The organism is Rhizobium sp. G21 (genome assembly GCF_014158035.1).
In the GTDB taxonomy this organism is placed as follows: Bacteria; Pseudomonadota; Alphaproteobacteria; order Rhizobiales; family Rhizobiaceae; genus Rhizobium_E.
Map to the genome: position 1 here is coordinate 2992934 of NZ_JACFXW010000001.1, position 16332 is coordinate 3009265.

Annotated in this window: 10 protein-coding genes, 1 tRNA gene and 2 pseudogenes; 5 read left to right on the top strand and 8 right to left on the bottom strand. The window is 63.6% G+C overall.

Annotated elements, in window-relative coordinates; all coding sequences use genetic code 11:
• Positions 1-50: 50 nt before the first annotated feature.
• From hemH to H2O14_RS15130, 6 genes and pseudogenes are all read right to left on the bottom strand, one after another.
• Complete coding sequence (gene hemH, locus H2O14_RS15105) at positions 51-1085, bottom strand: ferrochelatase (RefSeq protein ID WP_182828297.1); 1035 nt, start codon at positions 1083-1085, stop codon at positions 51-53.
• Positions 1086-1212: 127 nt separating this feature from the next.
• A pseudogene (locus tag H2O14_RS15110) lies at positions 1213-3158 on the bottom strand (5'-nucleotidase C-terminal domain-containing protein).
• A gap of 89 nt (positions 3159-3247) precedes the next feature.
• Entirely contained in the window at positions 3248-3619 is a 372-nt protein-coding gene (locus tag H2O14_RS15115) for a hypothetical protein (protein ID WP_182828298.1), read from the bottom strand.
• Between the two features lie 216 nt (positions 3620-3835).
• Positions 3836-5281, bottom strand: coding sequence for a homospermidine synthase (locus H2O14_RS15120; RefSeq protein WP_182828299.1), 1446 nt, complete (start codon positions 5279-5281; stop codon positions 3836-3838).
• Positions 5282-5376: 95 nt separating this feature from the next.
• Positions 5377-6261 carry a heme-dependent oxidative N-demethylase family protein gene (locus H2O14_RS15125; protein WP_182828300.1) on the bottom strand — a complete coding sequence of 295 codons (885 nt, stop codon included), beginning with the start codon at positions 6259-6261 and terminating at the stop codon, positions 5377-5379.
• A gap of 2 nt (positions 6262-6263) precedes the next feature.
• A complete protein-coding gene (locus H2O14_RS15130; RefSeq protein ID WP_182828301.1) occupies positions 6264-6551 on the bottom strand; it encodes a YciI family protein in 288 nt (95 codons plus the stop codon).
• 121 nt (positions 6552-6672) lie between these two features.
• On the opposite strand from H2O14_RS15130, the gene H2O14_RS15135 reads away from it, so the two are divergent.
• Both H2O14_RS15135 and H2O14_RS15140 read left to right on the top strand, forming a co-directional pair.
• Entirely contained in the window at positions 6673-7617 is a 945-nt protein-coding gene (locus H2O14_RS15135; protein ID WP_182828302.1) for a rhodanese-related sulfurtransferase, read from the top strand.
• A 24-nt stretch (positions 7618-7641) separates the two neighbouring features.
• Positions 7642-8823 (top strand): amino acid aminotransferase, encoded by a 1182-nt coding sequence (locus H2O14_RS15140; RefSeq protein ID WP_182828303.1) that lies wholly within the window; start codon positions 7642-7644, stop codon positions 8821-8823.
• Between the two features lie 19 nt (positions 8824-8842).
• Here H2O14_RS15140 and H2O14_RS15145 read toward each other — a convergent pair whose 3' ends face one another.
• Both H2O14_RS15145 and H2O14_RS27525 read right to left on the bottom strand, forming a co-directional pair.
• A complete protein-coding gene (locus tag H2O14_RS15145) occupies positions 8843-10519 on the bottom strand; it encodes an ABC transporter permease (RefSeq protein WP_182828304.1) in 1677 nt (558 codons plus the stop codon).
• A 63-nt stretch (positions 10520-10582) separates the two neighbouring features.
• Positions 10583-12283 carry an ATP-binding protein gene (locus tag H2O14_RS27525; protein WP_182828305.1) on the bottom strand — a complete coding sequence of 567 codons (1701 nt, stop codon included), beginning with the start codon at positions 12281-12283 and terminating at the stop codon, positions 10583-10585.
• Between the two features lie 2011 nt (positions 12284-14294).
• Here H2O14_RS27525 and H2O14_RS15155 point away from each other — a divergent pair.
• From H2O14_RS15155 to H2O14_RS15165, 3 genes and pseudogenes are all read left to right on the top strand, one after another.
• The gene (locus H2O14_RS15155; RefSeq protein ID WP_182828306.1) at positions 14295-14747 is read left to right on the top strand and encodes a phasin family protein; all 453 of its coding nucleotides are present in this window, start codon (positions 14295-14297) and stop codon (positions 14745-14747) included.
• Between the two features lie 151 nt (positions 14748-14898).
• Positions 14899-14974 (top strand) — tRNA-His (locus H2O14_RS15160).
• A gap of 135 nt (positions 14975-15109) precedes the next feature.
• Positions 15110-16143 (top strand): annotated as a pseudogene (locus H2O14_RS15165) (GlxA family transcriptional regulator).
• The last annotated feature ends 189 nt before the right edge of the window (positions 16144-16332 follow it).

Consider the following 16332-nt stretch of genomic DNA (forward strand, 5'->3'; position numbering starts at 1 on the left):
TACGTCTGACGGCGGGCGTTTATTTGCAAGAGGGGCGTTCGGCTCGTTTGTCAGACCCAGCCCATCAGTTCGCGGCGCACCTGCGCCTCGAGCGCGTCCATGCCTTCTTCGCTGTCGTTGAGGCAGGGGATGTGGGTGAATTTCTCGCCGCCGGCATGATGGAAGATCTCTCCGGCCTCGCCGGCGATCTCCTCCAGCGTTTCCAGGCAGTCCGACACGAAGCCGGGATTGATGACGGCGATCCGCTTGACGCCGTCCTGTGCGAGCTTTTCCATGGTCTTGTCGGTATAGGGCTGCAGCCATTCTTCCGGTCCGAAGCGGGACTGGAAGGTGACCATCAGCCGTTCCTTCTCCCAGCCGAGACGTTCACGCAATAGACGCGTCGTCTTGTAGCAGGCGCAGTGATAGGGATCGCCCTTCTTGAAATAGGATTGCGGAATGCCGTGATAGGAGGTCACGACCAGTTCCGGCTCCCAGTCGAGGCTGGCGAGATGTTTTTCGATCGATTTCGCCAGCGCGTCGATATAGGCGGGGTGGTCGTGATAGGCCGGCACGGTGCGCAACGCCGGCTGCCAGCGCATGGCTTTCAGCGCATCGAAGGCCTTGTCGTTGACGGTGGCGGTAGTCGCTGCCGCATATTGCGGATAGAGCGGAAACAGCAGGATTCGGTCGCAGCCCTGGTCCTTCAATGCGTTGATGCGGTCCTTGATCGAGGGCTGCCCATAGCGCATGCCCCAATCCACCACGACATTGGCGAGATCGCCGAGCCGCGCCTGCATCTTCTCGGCCTGCGACCGCGTATAGGTGCGCAGGTAGCTTTCATTCAGGTCCTTGTTCCAGATCTCTTCATAGGCCTTGCCGACCTTCTGCGGGCGCTTGTTGAGCACGATGCCGAACAGGATCGGATACCAGAACCAGGGCGACCATTCGATCACCCGGCGGTCCATCAGGAATTCCTTGAGATAACGCCGCATGGAGGTGTAGTCGGTGCCGTCGGGCGTGCCGAGATTGACGAGGAGAACCCCGACTTTTCCGATCTTGATCTCAGGGTGGTTCGGCGGGAAATGCTCAGGCGCGGCGCTCATATCCATTCCTTCAAATGACTGACGTTCTACGTGGGGCAGCGCCCCCGGATGAACCCGCGAGGGATATAGAAAATAAAGACGGCCCGGAAAAGTCCGGGCCGTCTGGATAATGCGCCGATCTCGCGCCTTACTTGGCCGGGACGGTCAACTCGCCGCCCACGGGCAGGGCCCGCGGCTTCAGCGACGCGTTGGCTTCGGCGATCTTCTTCCAGTCGAAACCGTTGCCGTAGAATTTCTCGGCCAGATCCCAGAACGTGTCGCCCTTGACGATGACATGCTTGGTTTCGGTCGGCATGGCGGCGGCGTCCGTTGCCGCAGGCGCGGTCGTCGCGGGCGCAGTTGCCGCCGGCGCGGCGGCTTCCGCCGCAGGCTTCGTTTCCGTCACGGGTTTCACCTCCGCGGCCGGCTTGGCCTCGGCAGCGGGCTTTGCTTCTGCGGCAGGCTGGGCCTCCGCCGCAGGCGCGGCGATCACGGTGATGCGGCCGTCGAGATAGGGCTTGTAGGGCGAATTCTTGCCGATATAGGCGGCCACCGTGTCTTCGAGGCTCGGGCCGAAGTCATAGGCCTTCATGCCCTTCTCGGCGAAGACCTTGAAGCCGTCGCCGCCGCTGCGGGTGTAGTTGTTGGCCACCGCGCCGTAGACCTTGGCCGGATCGATCGGTTTGAAGGCGTCGCCGTCCTTGACCTCGACATTGGAGATGCGGCTGCCGACCGGCTTGGAGGCGTCGACCGAATATTTGAGGCCCGCCACCTGTGAGAAGCGGCCCGCGCCTTCCTCCATCTTGCTCGCGCCGTTTTCGAGCGCGGCGACCACGTCTTCGCCCTTCAGCTGGAAAGTGGCGATCGTGTTCTGAAACGGCAGCACGGTCAAAACTTCGCCCATGCTGACATCCCCGGCGTCGATCGAGGCGCGAAGGCCGCCGCCATTGGCGAAGGCGATCTGGACGCCCTGGTCCTTGACGCGGTCGAGCATGGCGTCGGCGACAAGATTGCCCATCTCGCATTCCTTGGCGCGGCAGGTGTCGCGCGAGCCGTCGATCGGGCCGGTGCTCGAACCGATGATCTTCTGCTTCAGCGCTTCGATCGGCGCGCCGAGTTCCTTGACCTTGGCGGCGAAGGCTTCGTCGGGCTTCACGGAAGCGTCGAGCAGCTTGGGCGCGCCGGCGGCCGAGATGACCTTGCCGGAATCGTCGAAAACGAGCTTCAGCTCGCCGAGATATTTGGAATAGGCGTAGGAGGTGACCACAGGCACGTCCACGCCGGCCGGGTCCTTGACCATGGTCGGGTATGGGCCCGCGGCCTTCTCGTCGGTGTTGGACAACAGCGTATGGCTGTGGCCGCCGACGATCACGTCGATGCCGTCGACGGCTGCGGCGATTTCCTTGTCCTTGACATAGCCGACATGCGACAGCAGCACGATCTTGTTGACGCCCTGGGCTTCGACGTCCTTCACCGCCGACTTGAGATAGGTGATCTCGTCTTCGAACAGGATCGAGGGGCCGGGGAAGAGGTCTCGGGCGTATCGGTGGCGAGAACCGACAGGATCGCCACCTTCTGCCCGCCGACATCGGCGATGACATAGGGCTTGATCTTGCCGCCGACCGGCGAGCTGGCCGGGGCCATGACATTGCCCGAGATGATCGGGAATTTGGCGGCGTCGATGAACTTGGCGAGCTCTTCCGGGCCATCGTCGAATTCGTGATTGCCGACCGCCATGGCGTCGAAGCCGATGCCGTTCATGAAGTCGGCGATCGCCTTGGTCTTGTAGGTCGAGTAAAACAGCGAACCCTGCGCCTGGTCGCCGGCGTCCAGCACCAGCACATTGCCGTTGGCGGCCTTTATCGCGGATCGGGCCTGATCGATGGCCGTCTTCATGCGGGCGACGCCGCCGAAGCACTCGTTCTTGCCTTCTTCCTCCGTCGAGCAGGTCGAATCGTATTTGTTGATCGCCTCGATGCGCGAATGGAAGTCGTTGATATGAAGGATGTTCAGCTCGTAATCCGCCAGCGCCGCGCCGGCGGACAGGGCGAGCGCGGAGGCGCCGATAAGTGCAAGGCGAAGTAATTTCGTCATGTCTTTCTCCCTCGTAAAGGACGTCATGCGATGAGCATTAGCCCTATCCTGTGACAGTCGTTCATCGATCTATCGCCCGGGCGGCTTTGTTACATGGCGCCCGGTCTGCGGGTCAGCGTGAACTGAGCGCCGGAATCGGCGGTGCAGTTCAACTGCTGCGGCGAAATCAGCGCGCAGTTGACGCGGGACTGCTTGTTCTGGACATGCGAGGTCAAGCTGATCTCATAGAGATTGGGACCCTGGCCCTTCACATAGGTGCCGGAGGCGAGCAACTGATTGGTGTCGGTGGTCCTGGTGTTGAAATTCCCGGCCTGGAAGGTGGAGAGCAAGCCGTTCGGATCCGTCCATGCGCCCTCGATCGTCACCGGCTGCGGCGCGGTCGGCAGCGGTCTGGACTGCTCCGTGGCGCAAGAGGAAAGGGCGGCTGCTGCGGCGATAGCCGCGAGGGCGTAGAGCTTCATTGACGTCTCCCGAAGGCTGCGGCTGTCCTTCGGCGGGACAGTCGCCTCTGCTGTGTTTGCGCCATACTGGCGCTATTGCGCTGCGAAAGCAAGGCTTTGCGGGTCATGGAAACACAGAACGCGACACATCGGGAGCCACGATCCCAAATCGGGCCTGAAACAAGAAGCGCCCCGTGATGCACGGGGCGCTTGCAGCTCGAAATATACGCCGTCTGTTCAGCGCACGAGAATGTTGCGGAACTGCCAGGGGTCGGAGGTATCGAGGTCCTCGGCGAACAGGCCCGGACGGCCGTCGAGCGGCGTCCAATCGGTATAGTGGCCTTCGACCGGACCGAGATAGGGCGACTGCACTTCCAGGCAGCGCTTGTAGTCCATCTCGTCGGCTTCGACGATGCCGGCTTCCGGATTTTCGAGCGCCCAGACCATGCCGGCCAGCACGGCCGAGGTCACCTGAAGGCCCGTGGCGTTCTGGTAGGGAGCCAGCGAGCGAGCCTCGTCCAGCGACAGGCGCGAACCATACCAATAGGCGTTCTTCTCGTGGCCGTAGAGCAGCACGCCGAGTTCATCGACGCCGTCGACCAGTTCCGTCTCGTCGAGCACATGCAGCACGGGTTGCGCGTTGCCGCCGTTGCCGAACATTTCATGCAGCGACAGCACCGCGTCGTTGGACGGATGATAGGCGTAGTGGCAGGTGGGGCGGAACGTCACGTCGCCGTCCTTGTCGCGCACGGTGAAGTAGTCGGCGATCGAAATCGACTCGTTGTGGGTGACGAGGAAGCCGTATTGGGGGCCGGGCGTCGGGCACCAGCTGCGAACGCGGGTATTGGCGCCGGGCTGTTCGAGGAAGATGGCGGCCTTGCTGCCTTTCTTCTGTTTGCGGGCGTTCTTCGGCATCCAGTTTTCATGGGTGCCCCAGCCGAGTTCGGCCGGCTGCAGTCCCTCGGAAATGAAGCCTTCCACCGACCAGGTGTTCCAGAAGGTGTTGAACGGCTTGGGATTCTTGGTGCGCTGGGTGTCGCGCTCGGCGATATGGACGCCCTTGACGCCGACTTTCTTCATCAGCTTGGCCCAGCCTTCGCGATCGTCGGCGGCGGGCTCTTCGAATTTCAGGCCGATCTCATGGGCAAGGTTGACCAGCGCCTGCTTGACGAACCAGGACACCATGCCGGGATTTGCGCCGCAGCAGGATACGGCGGTCGCGCCGCCGGGGTTCTTGGCCTTTTCGGCGCGGGCAGTCTCACGCAGGGCGTAGTTGGTGCGCGAAGCGTTGTCCTTGTCCTTGTCGAAATAGAAGCCGAGCCAGGGTTCGACGACAGTATCGATGTAAAGCGCATTGACCTTGCGGCACAGTTTCATCAGGTCGACGGAAGACGTGTCGACCGACAGGTTGACGCAGAAGGCCTGGCCTTCGCCCTCGGTCAACAGCGGCTTGAGCAGGCTCTTGTAATTTTCCTGGGTGACATGCGCCTGGATGTGCTTGACGCCATGCTTGGCCAGAATGCCGCTCTCGTCGGCGTTGGGATCGATCACCACCATGCGGTTCTTGTCGAATTTGAAGTGACGCTCGATGAGGGGCAGCGTGCCGCGGCCGATCGAGCCGAAACCGATCATCACGATCGGACCCGTGATTTCGCCATAAACCGGATGGGTGGATTCTGTCATTTTGGGCTGGTTCTCCTATGTTGCCTATCAAGGGGACCACTAAACACATTTTGATGACACAAAAAGAGCGCGTTCGGCGAGCCGAACCGAAGTCGTCAGTTATCTTGCCGCAAATACTCGATAATCGCGTCGCGGCGGCCGATCATGCCCTTATAAGCGAGCTGTTCCTGCGTAAATTCTCCGAGTTTGTCCGCGAGGGCGCGCGAGAGCGTCGCCAGCGCCGGATCGGACTTCAGCCGGGAGATAGGGTCGTTATAGATCCGGATGGTGAAAACGATTGCGCCCGTCTCCGGCAGGCGGCGCAGCGTCTGCCGCTCGACCCGGATGAAGTTGATCGCCGGCGTGAATGTGTTGCGCTCGGCGCGCGCGCCTTTCTCTGGCGGCCAGAACAGGTCGCCCGACGGATAGATCGACCAGTTTAGCCGCATGGCGGGCAGGTCGGGCTGCAGATTGTCGAAAATGCGGCTGAGCATCATGGCGTTGCGGGTGCCGCCGGCGTAATCGGGCACATGTGCATGCACCCCTTCCATAGGCAGGCCCGCCTTTTCTTTGAGGGACCAGGCGGAGGGAAAGGCGACGAAGCCTGCCGTTAGCGTCCAGGCGCCGTTGCGCTTTTCGAGAATGGCGAGATCGTCCTGCACCAGCCGGCCCGCCGTTACCAGCGGCGTCTCATCCGAGAGGAGAGGGATGTCGCGACCGGCCACGCTCACGCCGGCCTCTGTCTTGACCCAACGGTCGCCATGGCGGGCCAGGAGGTGATCGGTCAGGAGCGCCAGGCATTCGGCCTGCGCCGCGCGCGATGCGTCGTCGGCCTGAAACACATCCTCCCGATGCTCGGCTAGAAGCCGGTCCTTCTCATCGAGATAGGCGGGGAGATCGTCGTCCGGCTCGATCCAGTCGGCGGGATTGATCGCCGAAAGGCCGATGGCGAAAGGCTTTAGCGCGCTGGCATAGGGCGTGTAGCGGAGCGCCTCCGTCATGATCAGGCGTCCTTGAGCGCGTCGAACCCGAGAGCGGTCGTGGTCACGGTGATTTCGGTGATCGCGTAATCGGCGATGCCGTGCAGGACGAAGGGATCGGCGGCGCAAAACGCCTCGATCTCCACCCGGTCGCCGCGGGCGAAAATCACCCCGCCGGTGCGCGGCGTCTTGCGGCCGGAGCCGAGAAACCAGCCCTTGTCATAGCCGTCCTTCACCCAGGCCATATGCGGCGCCATCTGCGCATCGGCCTGTTCGAGGGGAACTTTATAGGTGAGGTCGAGGATCAGCATGACATACTCCGGAATTCTGCGCTGCGGACTGTGGTCGAGGCCTGCGCCGAATGCAAGATCTGGCCCTCGGCGGAGCGCCTGCGCCGTTGCGCTTTTTCGTCAAAAGGATTATGCCGCCGCCATGATCGAAAACGCCGCAAATCCCAGTCCTTCCCCTGCGCAGCCCTATCTCGTGGCGGCGCTCTACCACTTTGTCGCCTTTCCCCGTTTTCGCGACATTCGCGAGCCGCTTCAGGCGCTGTGCGAGGCGGGCGGAGTCAAGGGAACGTTGCTCCTCGCCCATGAGGGCGTCAACGGCACGATCGCCGGGCCTGATGAAGGCGTGCGCGCCGTGCTCGCCTATCTCCGGGCGCAGCCTGAATTTGCAGGTCTCGAACACAAGGAAAGCCGCGCCTCCAAGGAGCCTTTCCTGCGTATGAAAGTGCGGCTCAAGAGAGAGATCGTCACCATGGGCGTCGAGGACATCGATTCGACGCGGGTGGTGGGAACCTATGTCGCACCGAAGGACTGGAACGCGCTCATCTCCGATCCGGACACGATCGTGATCGACACCCGCAACGACTACGAAACCGATATCGGCCTGTTCAAGGGCGCGGTCGATCCGCGCATCAAGACTTTTCGCGAATTTCCGGACTGGGTCCGCGAGCATGAAGGTCTGCACAACAAGCCGAAGATCGCCATGTATTGCACCGGCGGCATCCGTTGCGAAAAGGCGACCGCCTTCATGAAGGAGCAGGGCTTTGACGAGGTCTATCACCTCAAGGGCGGCATCCTGAAATATCTCGAAGACGTGCCGCCGGAGGACAGCCTCTGGGAAGGCGCCTGCTTCGTCTTCGACGAGCGCGTTTCCGTCGAACATGGACTGAAAGAGGGCGGCCATCGCCTGTGCCGCGCCTGCCGCCATCCGCTGACCGCCGAGGACATGACCGCCAAGACCTTTGAAGCCGGCGTCAGCTGTCCGCATTGCCACGACAGCCGCACGGATGAGGATCGCGCCCGCTTCCGCTCCCGCGAAAAGCAGATGCAACTCGCCCGCGCCCGCGGTTCACGGCATCTCGGCTCCTGAATTTCAACACGCTAGGAAAAGCTCATGTTCGAAACGCTCTCGCTCGCCCCGCCCGACAAGATCCTCAGCCTCTCGGTGCTTTACCGCAACGATCCGCGCGCAGAGAAAATGGATCTCGGCGTCGGCGTCTATAAAGATTCCGAAGGCCGCACGCTGATCATGAACGCGGTGCGCGAAGCGGAAAAGCGTCTCTACGACACGCAGACCACCAAGACCTATGTCGGCATGGGCGGCGATGACGGTTTCAACAAGGGCATGCTCAAGCTGGTGTTCGGCGAAGACGCCGACGTCTCGCGCATGTTCGCCTGCCAGACGGCCGGTGGTTCGGGCGCGCTGCGCACCATCGCCGACCTGCTCAAGAAGGCCAAGCCCGATGCGACCGTCTGGCTGTCGGACCCGACCTGGGCCAACCACGCGCCGATCCTGACCGCTGGCGGCCTCAAGACCGCGACCTATCCCTATTTCGACGCGGCGACCGGCGGCGTGAAGTTCGACGCCATGGTCGAGGCGCTCAAGACAATCCCGGCCGGCGACGTCGTGCTTCTGCACGGCTGCTGCCATAACCCGACCGGCGCAAACCTGACGCTCGACCAGTGGGCTGTCGTCGCCGACATCCTGGTCGAAAAGGGTCTCTTTCCCTTCGTCGATCTCGCCTATCAGGGTTTCGGCGACGGCCTCGAGGAAGACGCCGCCCCCGTACGTCTGCTGGCCGGCAAGGTTCCGGAAATGGCCATCGCCACCTCCTGCTCCAAGAACTTCTCGGTCTATCGCGACCGCGTCGGCGCCGTGATCCTGATGGCCCCCGACGCCGAGCGCGCCAAGATCGCCGGCAGCCAGGCGCTGATCGTCACCCGCGTGCTCTATTCCATGCCGCCCGATCATGCCGCGGCAGCCGTCCGCATCATCCTCGAGGACGATGCGCTGCGGGCCAATTGGAAGACCGAACTCGAAGAGATGCGCCTGCGCATGCTCAATCTCCGCACCGGCTTTGCCGAGGCGCTGCGCCGCCAGTCCAACTCGTCGCGCTTCGACTTCATCGCCGAACATCGCGGCATGTTCTCGCGGTTGGGCATCACCGAGGATCAGGTCAACCGGCTGCGTGAGGACTACGGGATCTACATGGTCGGCGACAGCCGCTTCAATGTGGCGGGTCTCAAGGAAGACCGTCTCGAAGACCTCGCCAAGGCGGTCGTCTCGGTTCTCTAGATAGAGGCAAGGGCGGTGTTCAACGCCGCCCTTCCAGCGACCGGGACACCAGGATCACCGGCGCAAGCCCCGCGAGAATGATGATCAGCGCGGGAATGGCGGCATCCTCCACGCGGGCGCGCGAGGCGTCTTCATAGACCAGCGTCGCCAGCGTGTTGAAGTTGAACGGCCTGAGCAGGATCGTCGCCGGCAGTTCCTTGATCGCATCGATGAACACCAAAAGCCCCGCCGTCAGCACCGCCGGCCGCATAGCCGGGATCAGGATGCGGCTCAGCGTCTGCATGGAGGTCCTGCCCAAGGTCCTCGACGCGTGGTCGAGATTGACGGGCAGCTTCTGGAAGCCGGCGTCGACCGCCCCTTCGGCCATGGTCAGGAAGCGGCAGGTCAGCGCAAAGACGATCGCCGCCATGGTGCCGGTGATCAGCAACCCCGTGCGAATGCCGAACTGCTCGCGGAAAAACCCGGCCACGACATTGTCCAGGCTCGCCAAGGGTATGAGCACGCCGAGCGCCATCACTGTGCCGGGCACGCCGTAACCGAACGTCGCCGCCCGGCCGGCAAGCGCCGTGATCCGGCCGCGGCCGACCCACGCCGAATAGGCTAGGATGAACGCCAGGATCACCGTGATCAGCGCGGTCGCGCCGGCGACCATGATCGTATGGCCGAGCGCCTTGTAGAGCGCGGGGTCCGAGAACGTGTCGATCCGCTTCAGCGCATAGGCCGCGAGCACGCCGCCGGGAATGACGAAACCGCCGATGACGGGGGCCGCGCAGGCAAACGTCGCCGCCCAGCCCTTCACACCGTTCAAGCGTGGCCGGGCAACGGATGCCGCCGGCGCCGCCTTGCCGGAGACAAAGCGCTGCAGCCGTCGCGCGTGACGCTCGACGAGAATGAGCCCGATGACGAAGACCAGCATCACCGCGGCGATCTGCGCCGCGCCGCCCAGGCTGCCGCGATTGAGCCAGGTGTCGTAGATGGCGAAGGTCAGCGTGTTGACGCCGAGATACTCGACGGCGCCGATATCGTTCATCGTCTCCATCATCACCAGCGTCAGGCCCGCGGCGATGGCCGGCCGGGCCATGGGCAATTGCACGGTGAAGAACACTTTCAGCGGCGAGGCCCCGAGCGTGCGCGCCACATCGGCCGCCGAGCGTCCCTGCAAGAGGAAGGCCGAGCGCGTCGAGAGATAGACGTAAGGGTACAGCACCGCGCCCATCACGAGCACCGCGCCTTCAAGCGAGCGGATGTCGAAGAACCAGTATTCAGAGGCGGAGCTAAAACCGCCGATGGCCCGGACCACCTGTTGCAGCGGGCCGGCATAATCGAAAAATTCTCCGGCGGCATAGGCGGCGAGATAGGTCGGCATCGCCAAGGGTAGCACCAGCGCCACGGTCAGCAGCCTCCGAAACGGAAAATCGAAGGTCGCGGTCAGCCAGGCGGTCAACACGCCGGTGACGCCGGTGGCGAGAGAGATCAGCGCCAGAAGCCAAAGCGTGCGCGACAGCGCGCGCGGCAATATTGTGCCGGCCACATGGGCGAGATCGTCGGAACCGGATGACAGGGCGATCCAGACGATGGCGGCGAGCGGCGTCAGCACGAGCAGCGACAGCAGGATCGTGCCGATCTCGAGGCCGGGATGGCCGCCTCTAGCCCGCGGCTTGAAGAGACCGGCTGCGATGAGACGAGAAGCGCTCACTCTGTTCCTTTTCCGCCTGTCGGGCGCACTCCGCCCTCGGTCGGAGCCTTATCGCCGCCGCGATCAGTTCGCAAGCACGCGCTGCGGCGGGAACAGGATTTCGACCAGCGTCCCCTCGTTCGGCGCCGAGCGGATGGCGAAGACGGCGCGGTTGGCCTCCGTCATCGCCTTGGTCAGCGGCAGGCCGAGCCCCGTGCCGTCGCCGCGCTTGCGGGCGGAAGGAGACACCTGGCCGAACGGCTTCATCGCCTGTTCGAGCTCAGACGACGTCATGCCGACGCCCGTGTCGCGGATACGCAGGGCGACCGCGCCGGTCGGCTCGTAGACGGTCGAGACGACGATCTGCCCGCCGGCCGGGGTAAAGCGGATGGCGTTGGCGAGAATGTTGATGGCGATCTGTTTAATCGAGCGTAAGTCGGCGACGACATTCGGAACCGACTGCGACAGCGAGGTGCGGATGATCACCCGCTGTGCGTTGGCCTGCTGCTGCACCAGCGACACCGCCTCGGAAATGCAATCGTTGATGGCGACCGCGGTCAAGTCGAGATCCATCTCGCCCGCCTCGATCTTGGAAATATCGAGCAGATCGTTGACGATGTCGAGCACATGCCGGCCCGAGCGGCCGATGTCGTGGGCATATTCGATATAGCGGGAATGGCCGGCCGGGCCAAAATGCTCGCTGGCGATCATGTCGGAAAAACCGATGATGGCGTTGAGCGGCGTGCGGATCTCATGGCTGACGCGGGCCAGGAAATCGCTCTTGTGCTGGTTAGCGGTCTCGGCGGCGCGCTTGGCGTTGCGCAATTCTTCTTCCGACCGCTTCCACTGGGTGATGTCGCGCAGCACAGCGAAATAGCTGTTGGAGCCCGGCATGCGCCCGAGCGTCATGAACATCGGGATGAAGCCGCCCGAGGCCTCGCGGCCGATCACTTCGCGGCCGTCGTTCAATACGCTTGCGACGCCATGGCCGCTCAGGCCCGACAGATAGTCCTGCACCGCCTTCTGGCTCTCATGGGCAAATAGCATGGCGAAAGGCTTGCCGCGCGTCTCGCCGTCGTCGAAGTTGAACAGTCCGCTGGCCGAACGGTTCATCGAGCGGATGCGGCCTTCGGTGTCGAGCACGATCACGCCGTCGGTGGCGGTTTCCAGGATCGAATGCAACTCGTCGAGCTCGACCTTCAGCGCGGAAAGGCGACGCGCGCTTTCCTCGTCTTCCTCGAGCGGATCGGGCAGAAGCGCCGGCGCCGCCTGCAGCGACAGGGCGAGCGCGGTCGCGCCTTCGAAGCGAACGGATTGTAGGCGCGCTGTCACCGGAATGCGCTCGCCATCGGCGCGGTTCAAGAGAACGTGGTCGTCGGAGCGGTGGATCAAGCCGTCCAGCCCGCCCGCCGCTTCGAGCGCCGAGAGCGTCTCGTAACCGGTGAAGCGCAGGAATTCGGTGTTGGCGTGGATCAGCCGGTCGCCGGCATGGATCAGCATGGCGAGCGGCACCTGATCGGCCGCCGCCGCGGTCAGGCCGAGACGCTCGACATCCTCGCGGGCGGAAGGCCCTTTGACGAACTCACCGACGTCATCGGCGTCGTCGGCGCGGCTCGCGACCGCGATCGGCCCGTCGACCGGCGTTTCCGGCAGAATCGGGGCGGTGAGGTCGATATCCTCCGGCTCGGCGAAGACGAGCTCGGAGATTTCGTCCGCGTGCTCCTCCGTTATAGCCTGGGGGCCTCCTCGGCGGCCGGCTGGGGGCTTCCGCCTCGGTCGGCGCAATCACCTCGGCGTTCGGGCGCTTGCCGAAGGGTTCCAGCTGGCGGGCGATTTCCTTGAGCGCCGCCTGTTCGGCCGCCGACAGGCCCTCGCGGGCGCGGGCGCGGCGCTCTTCGAGCTTGACGATCTTTTCGCTCAGGTCGAGCACCGGGTCCGGCATGATGCGGATCGCGGGCTTTTCACCCTGGAAAGCGTCTTCATCCGGTGTTTTGGCGGTCGCGGGCGTCGTATCCTGCGGCGCTGCCGCATCCTCGACCGGCTCTGCTTCGATGGGCGCAGGCGCGACCGATTCGGCGATCAGCGGAGCCGCGGGTGTTTCCACCTTGGCGACGGGGGCGGCGAAAGCCATGCCCATGGCGTGCGGATCGCGCTCGGCGTCGCCGACGCGGATAATGCCGAAGCCGCGGAAACCGTCGAATTCGCGGTTGCGGGAATAGGTCGGCAAAGCGGCGAGATCCACCGGCGCGACATAATCCGTGCCTTCGATCGGCCAGCGGATGGTGCGGCCGGACCAGGTGTCGCGTCGCTCCAGGAGCCGCCCGATCTCGCCATCGGGATCGAGGCCGAGCAGATTGGCCAATTCCTTGAAGGTTTTGCCTTTGACCGCGCCGGCGCGCTCGCCCACGGTGCGGACGAATTCCTCCGACACATCCGAAAAGCGTCCATCGGCGTCGAGTTTCCAGACGAAACGCACCGGGCGCGCGCCCTTGTTCGGGGCGAAGACCGGCGCGGTTTCCCGAGGCGCGGTCGCGGCGCTCGCCGGGATTGGCTCGGCCTGCGGCGCGTCGGCTGCGGGCTCCACGATCTCTTCGCTTGCCGTCTCGACGGGATGGCCTGCGATTTCTGCTTCTGCTTCTGCTTCGGCTGCCTGATCCTGCGGCGCGTCGGCCGGGATCGGTTCCTGCTCTTGCGACGCGGGTGCACCATCGAGCCCTTCGTCGCTTGACGTCGGCGCCTCGACCTCTGCCGCCGGCTCGCCTTCCAATGCGTTGGAGGAATCCTCGACAGGCGGCGCCGATGGTTCGTTCGCCGTCGCTTCCGGAGCGGTTACGATCTCGTCGGCGATTTCTTCGGCCCCCGCGCCATCTGATCTGTCTGCCTGCGCTGCGTCGCCCGGCGGGTCCATGCGGCCCAGCACCGTTTCCACGCAGAACAGGAGATGCAGCGCCGGATTGTCCGACAGTTTGCCGATCGCGGCCGGCAGATAACCCGCCGAGGAGGCGATCGGTCTTTTCACGAGGCCATCGGCGCTGCGCTCGACGGATGCGATCAGCGCGCGGGTGGTGTCCTCGGGCACGCCCAATGTCTGGAAGCCGGGGGACGCGGCCAGCACGACGCCGCTCGCGTCGAGCACCGCCATATGGGTGTCGGGATCGTCGAAGCCGCGCAGCATCGACTGGATGCGCGCCTCGAGGTCGCCGGCGGCCTGCGACGGCGCGGCGAACAGCACGGCTTCCTCGCCGGGACGGATCATCACCAGCGCCGCTTCCGCGCTCAACAGCTGGCTGGAGAAGCCCGAGGCCACCCGCATCATCAGGTTGCGCCGGTCGCCCGGCCTGGCGAGCTGACGGGCAGCCGAGGCAAGTTGGCGGAACGAGACGCCGCCGCGATCGGGGCCGTCTTCCATGAAGTCGTAAATATTGGAAAAGCCGAACAGCCGCGCGCCGTCGCCATTGGCCCAGAGCACGGCGTCGAGGTCGCGTGAAAACAGTACGATCGCTTCCCCCGCGGCGAAGCGCGCGCGCACGATGGGGTGCACGGCGATGTCGATGAAGGGATAATGGATCTGCGGCATGGCGAACCTTGAATACGCAATTACAGGCGGCTGCTACTCTTAACGCTTTATTAATAGCTCGCCCGGTCGGCAGCGTCCACCGCGCCTGCGACGAAATGCGCGGAAGGGTTAATCTTGTGCGGTGCAATAAATGTTGCAATGCACAATAAGCGATGCTATATACAGGCTACAGTGAAACAACGGCGATCCGAGATCGCCCCAAAGATCAGGATGTGACCCATGCCCGCCAAGAAGACCGACGACGTTTTCGCCATGAACGCTTTCGATCCCTCGAAGTTCACCGACAACTTCCGCGATTTTGCCGAGAAGAGCTCGGTGAAGACCAAGGAAGCGCTGGCCAAGATGAAGGAAGCGACCGAGGAAGCCGGCAAGACCGTCGAAGCCACCATGCACAGCGCCCAGACCGGCGCCGTCGAATTCGGCATGAAGGCGATCGAGATTCTCCGCGCCAACACCGAGAGCTCCTATGCTCATATGGAATCGCTGCTCGGCGTCAAGTCCGTCGCCGAACTCTTCGAATTGCAGACCGCCTTCGTGCGCAAGCAGGCCGAAACCGCCGTGGCCCAGGCCAAGTCGCTGCAGGAAACCTCCAAGAAGGTCGCCGACGAAGTGACCAAGCCCGGCAAGGCCGCCGCCGAAAAGGCGATGTCCGGCTTCAAGCTTTCCGCTTGATCCACCGCTCATTCAAACTGGCGCGGGCTCCCATCGGGCGTCCGCGCTTTTTACTTTTCCAGGCGCCAAATGAAAATTCCTGAAAAAAGTGCTTGAAATAAATCGGCGGGCCCTTTAAGTGCCCCCTCACGGATGCAGAGCATTCGGTGATGCGGTTGTAGCTCAGTTGGTTAGAGCGCAGGATTGTGGCTCCTGAGGTCGGAGGTTCGAGACCCCCAACCGTACCACTTTTTCCCCACTTCTACTTTACTCCCTCGAAATCGGCGTCGCCTGCGGCGCGCATCGCTTGAAAACGCCTGCGCCATCGCGCAAGTGTCGGCGTATGATGATCCATGCGAATGAATGGACGGTCGGAGAGCGGAATGAAGGCTTCACAGGATGCTGCGGGCAAGGGCAGGCTGAAGATCGGCTTCATTCTGTCGCGGTCGTTCACGCTGTCGGCCTTCGCGCTGTTCGTGGATACGCTCCGGCTCGCCAGCGACGAGGCGGACAGGTCGGGACGCAAGCTCGCGGATTGGCAGGTGCTCGGCAACACCCGGCACCTGATCGCCTCGAGCTGCGGCGTCCAAGTCGCGCCCACTTCCGATCTCGTCGATCCCCGCAGTTTCGATTACATCGCGGTGGTCGGCGGGCTTCTCAATACGTCCGCGCCGGTCGACGAGGGGACCATCGCCTATTTGAAGCGCGCCGCGAGCCTGAAGATTCCGCTGATCGGCGTCTGCACCGGCACATTCATTCTCGCCGAAGCGGGCCTGATGAAAGGCCACCAGACCTGTGTCAGCTGGCTGCATTACGACGCATTTCGCGAGCGGTTTCCCGATCTTCCGGTGCGCGCGCCGACCGTCTCTTCAATCTCGACCGCATGCGCGGCTCCTGCGCCGGCGGCAGCAGCGCCGCCGATATGGCCGCCACCATCGTGCGCCGCCACATCAGTTCCGACGCCGAACGCAATGCGCTCGAAGTTCTGCAGATCGAAAAGGCGCGCTCGGCGCTCGACATCCAACCGCGCCGTCCCCTGTCGATCGACAGCGACGATCCCCGCCTCAAGGCGGCGCTGATCATCATGGAGCGCAACATGGAGAATGCGCTGTCGATCCCCAAGCTCGCCGCCGCCGTCGGCGTCTCCCGCCGCCAGCTCGAAAGGCTGTTCCAGGACAAGGCGCAGAGTTCGCCGGCGCTGGTCTACAAGCGCATGCGGCTCGAAAAGGCCAAGCAGCTCCTGTTGCAGACCAAGGCGCCGCTGATCGATATCGCCACTCAGGTCGGTTACGACAACGCCTCGCATTTCGCGCGGCTGTTCCGCGAAGCCTTCGGCGAACGGCCCACCAAATTCCGCACCACCGCCAGAGATAAACCGTCGCTCGTCGTGTCGGAATCGCCGGCGAGCCTCAGCTGACCCTTTCGGGCTTATCCACAGCCCTTTCACGTTCCGGCCCGCGGCGTTTCTATCAATGCGCGCATGAACTCGAGTTCGCCGGAGCGTCCCGAGTACGGACATTTCCATGCGGTAAACGCCAGCCCTTTCATTTTAGCCAGTCTCTCTCGCCATAACCTCTTGTTATCATTATGCGTAGGCCGTCGTGGC

What these genes read in the sequence shown, in the direction of transcription:
- H2O14_RS15130 (WP_182828301.1), bottom strand. Translation starts at nt 6,551, where the DNA reads ATGCTGATCCTCGACCTCACCTATAAAGTTCCCCTCGAACAGGCCGAT.
- H2O14_RS15155 (WP_182828306.1), top strand. Translation starts at nt 14,295, where the DNA reads ATGCCCGCCAAGAAGACCGACGACGTTTTCGCCATGAACGCTTTCGAT.
- H2O14_RS15135 (WP_182828302.1), top strand. Translation starts at nt 6,673, where the DNA reads ATGATCGAAAACGCCGCAAATCCCAGTCCTTCCCCTGCGCAGCCCTAT.
- H2O14_RS15125 (WP_182828300.1), bottom strand. Translation starts at nt 6,261, where the DNA reads ATGACGGAGGCGCTCCGCTACACGCCCTATGCCAGCGCGCTAAAGCCT.
- hemH (WP_182828297.1), bottom strand. Translation starts at nt 1,085, where the DNA reads ATGAGCGCCGCGCCTGAGCATTTCCCGCCGAACCACCCTGAGATCAAG.
- H2O14_RS15140 (WP_182828303.1), top strand. Translation starts at nt 7,642, where the DNA reads ATGTTCGAAACGCTCTCGCTCGCCCCGCCCGACAAGATCCTCAGCCTC.
- H2O14_RS15115 (WP_182828298.1), bottom strand. Translation starts at nt 3,619, where the DNA reads ATGAAGCTCTACGCCCTCGCGGCTATCGCCGCAGCAGCCGCCCTTTCC.
- H2O14_RS15120 (WP_182828299.1), bottom strand. Translation starts at nt 5,281, where the DNA reads ATGACAGAATCCACCCATCCGGTTTATGGCGAAATCACGGGTCCGATC.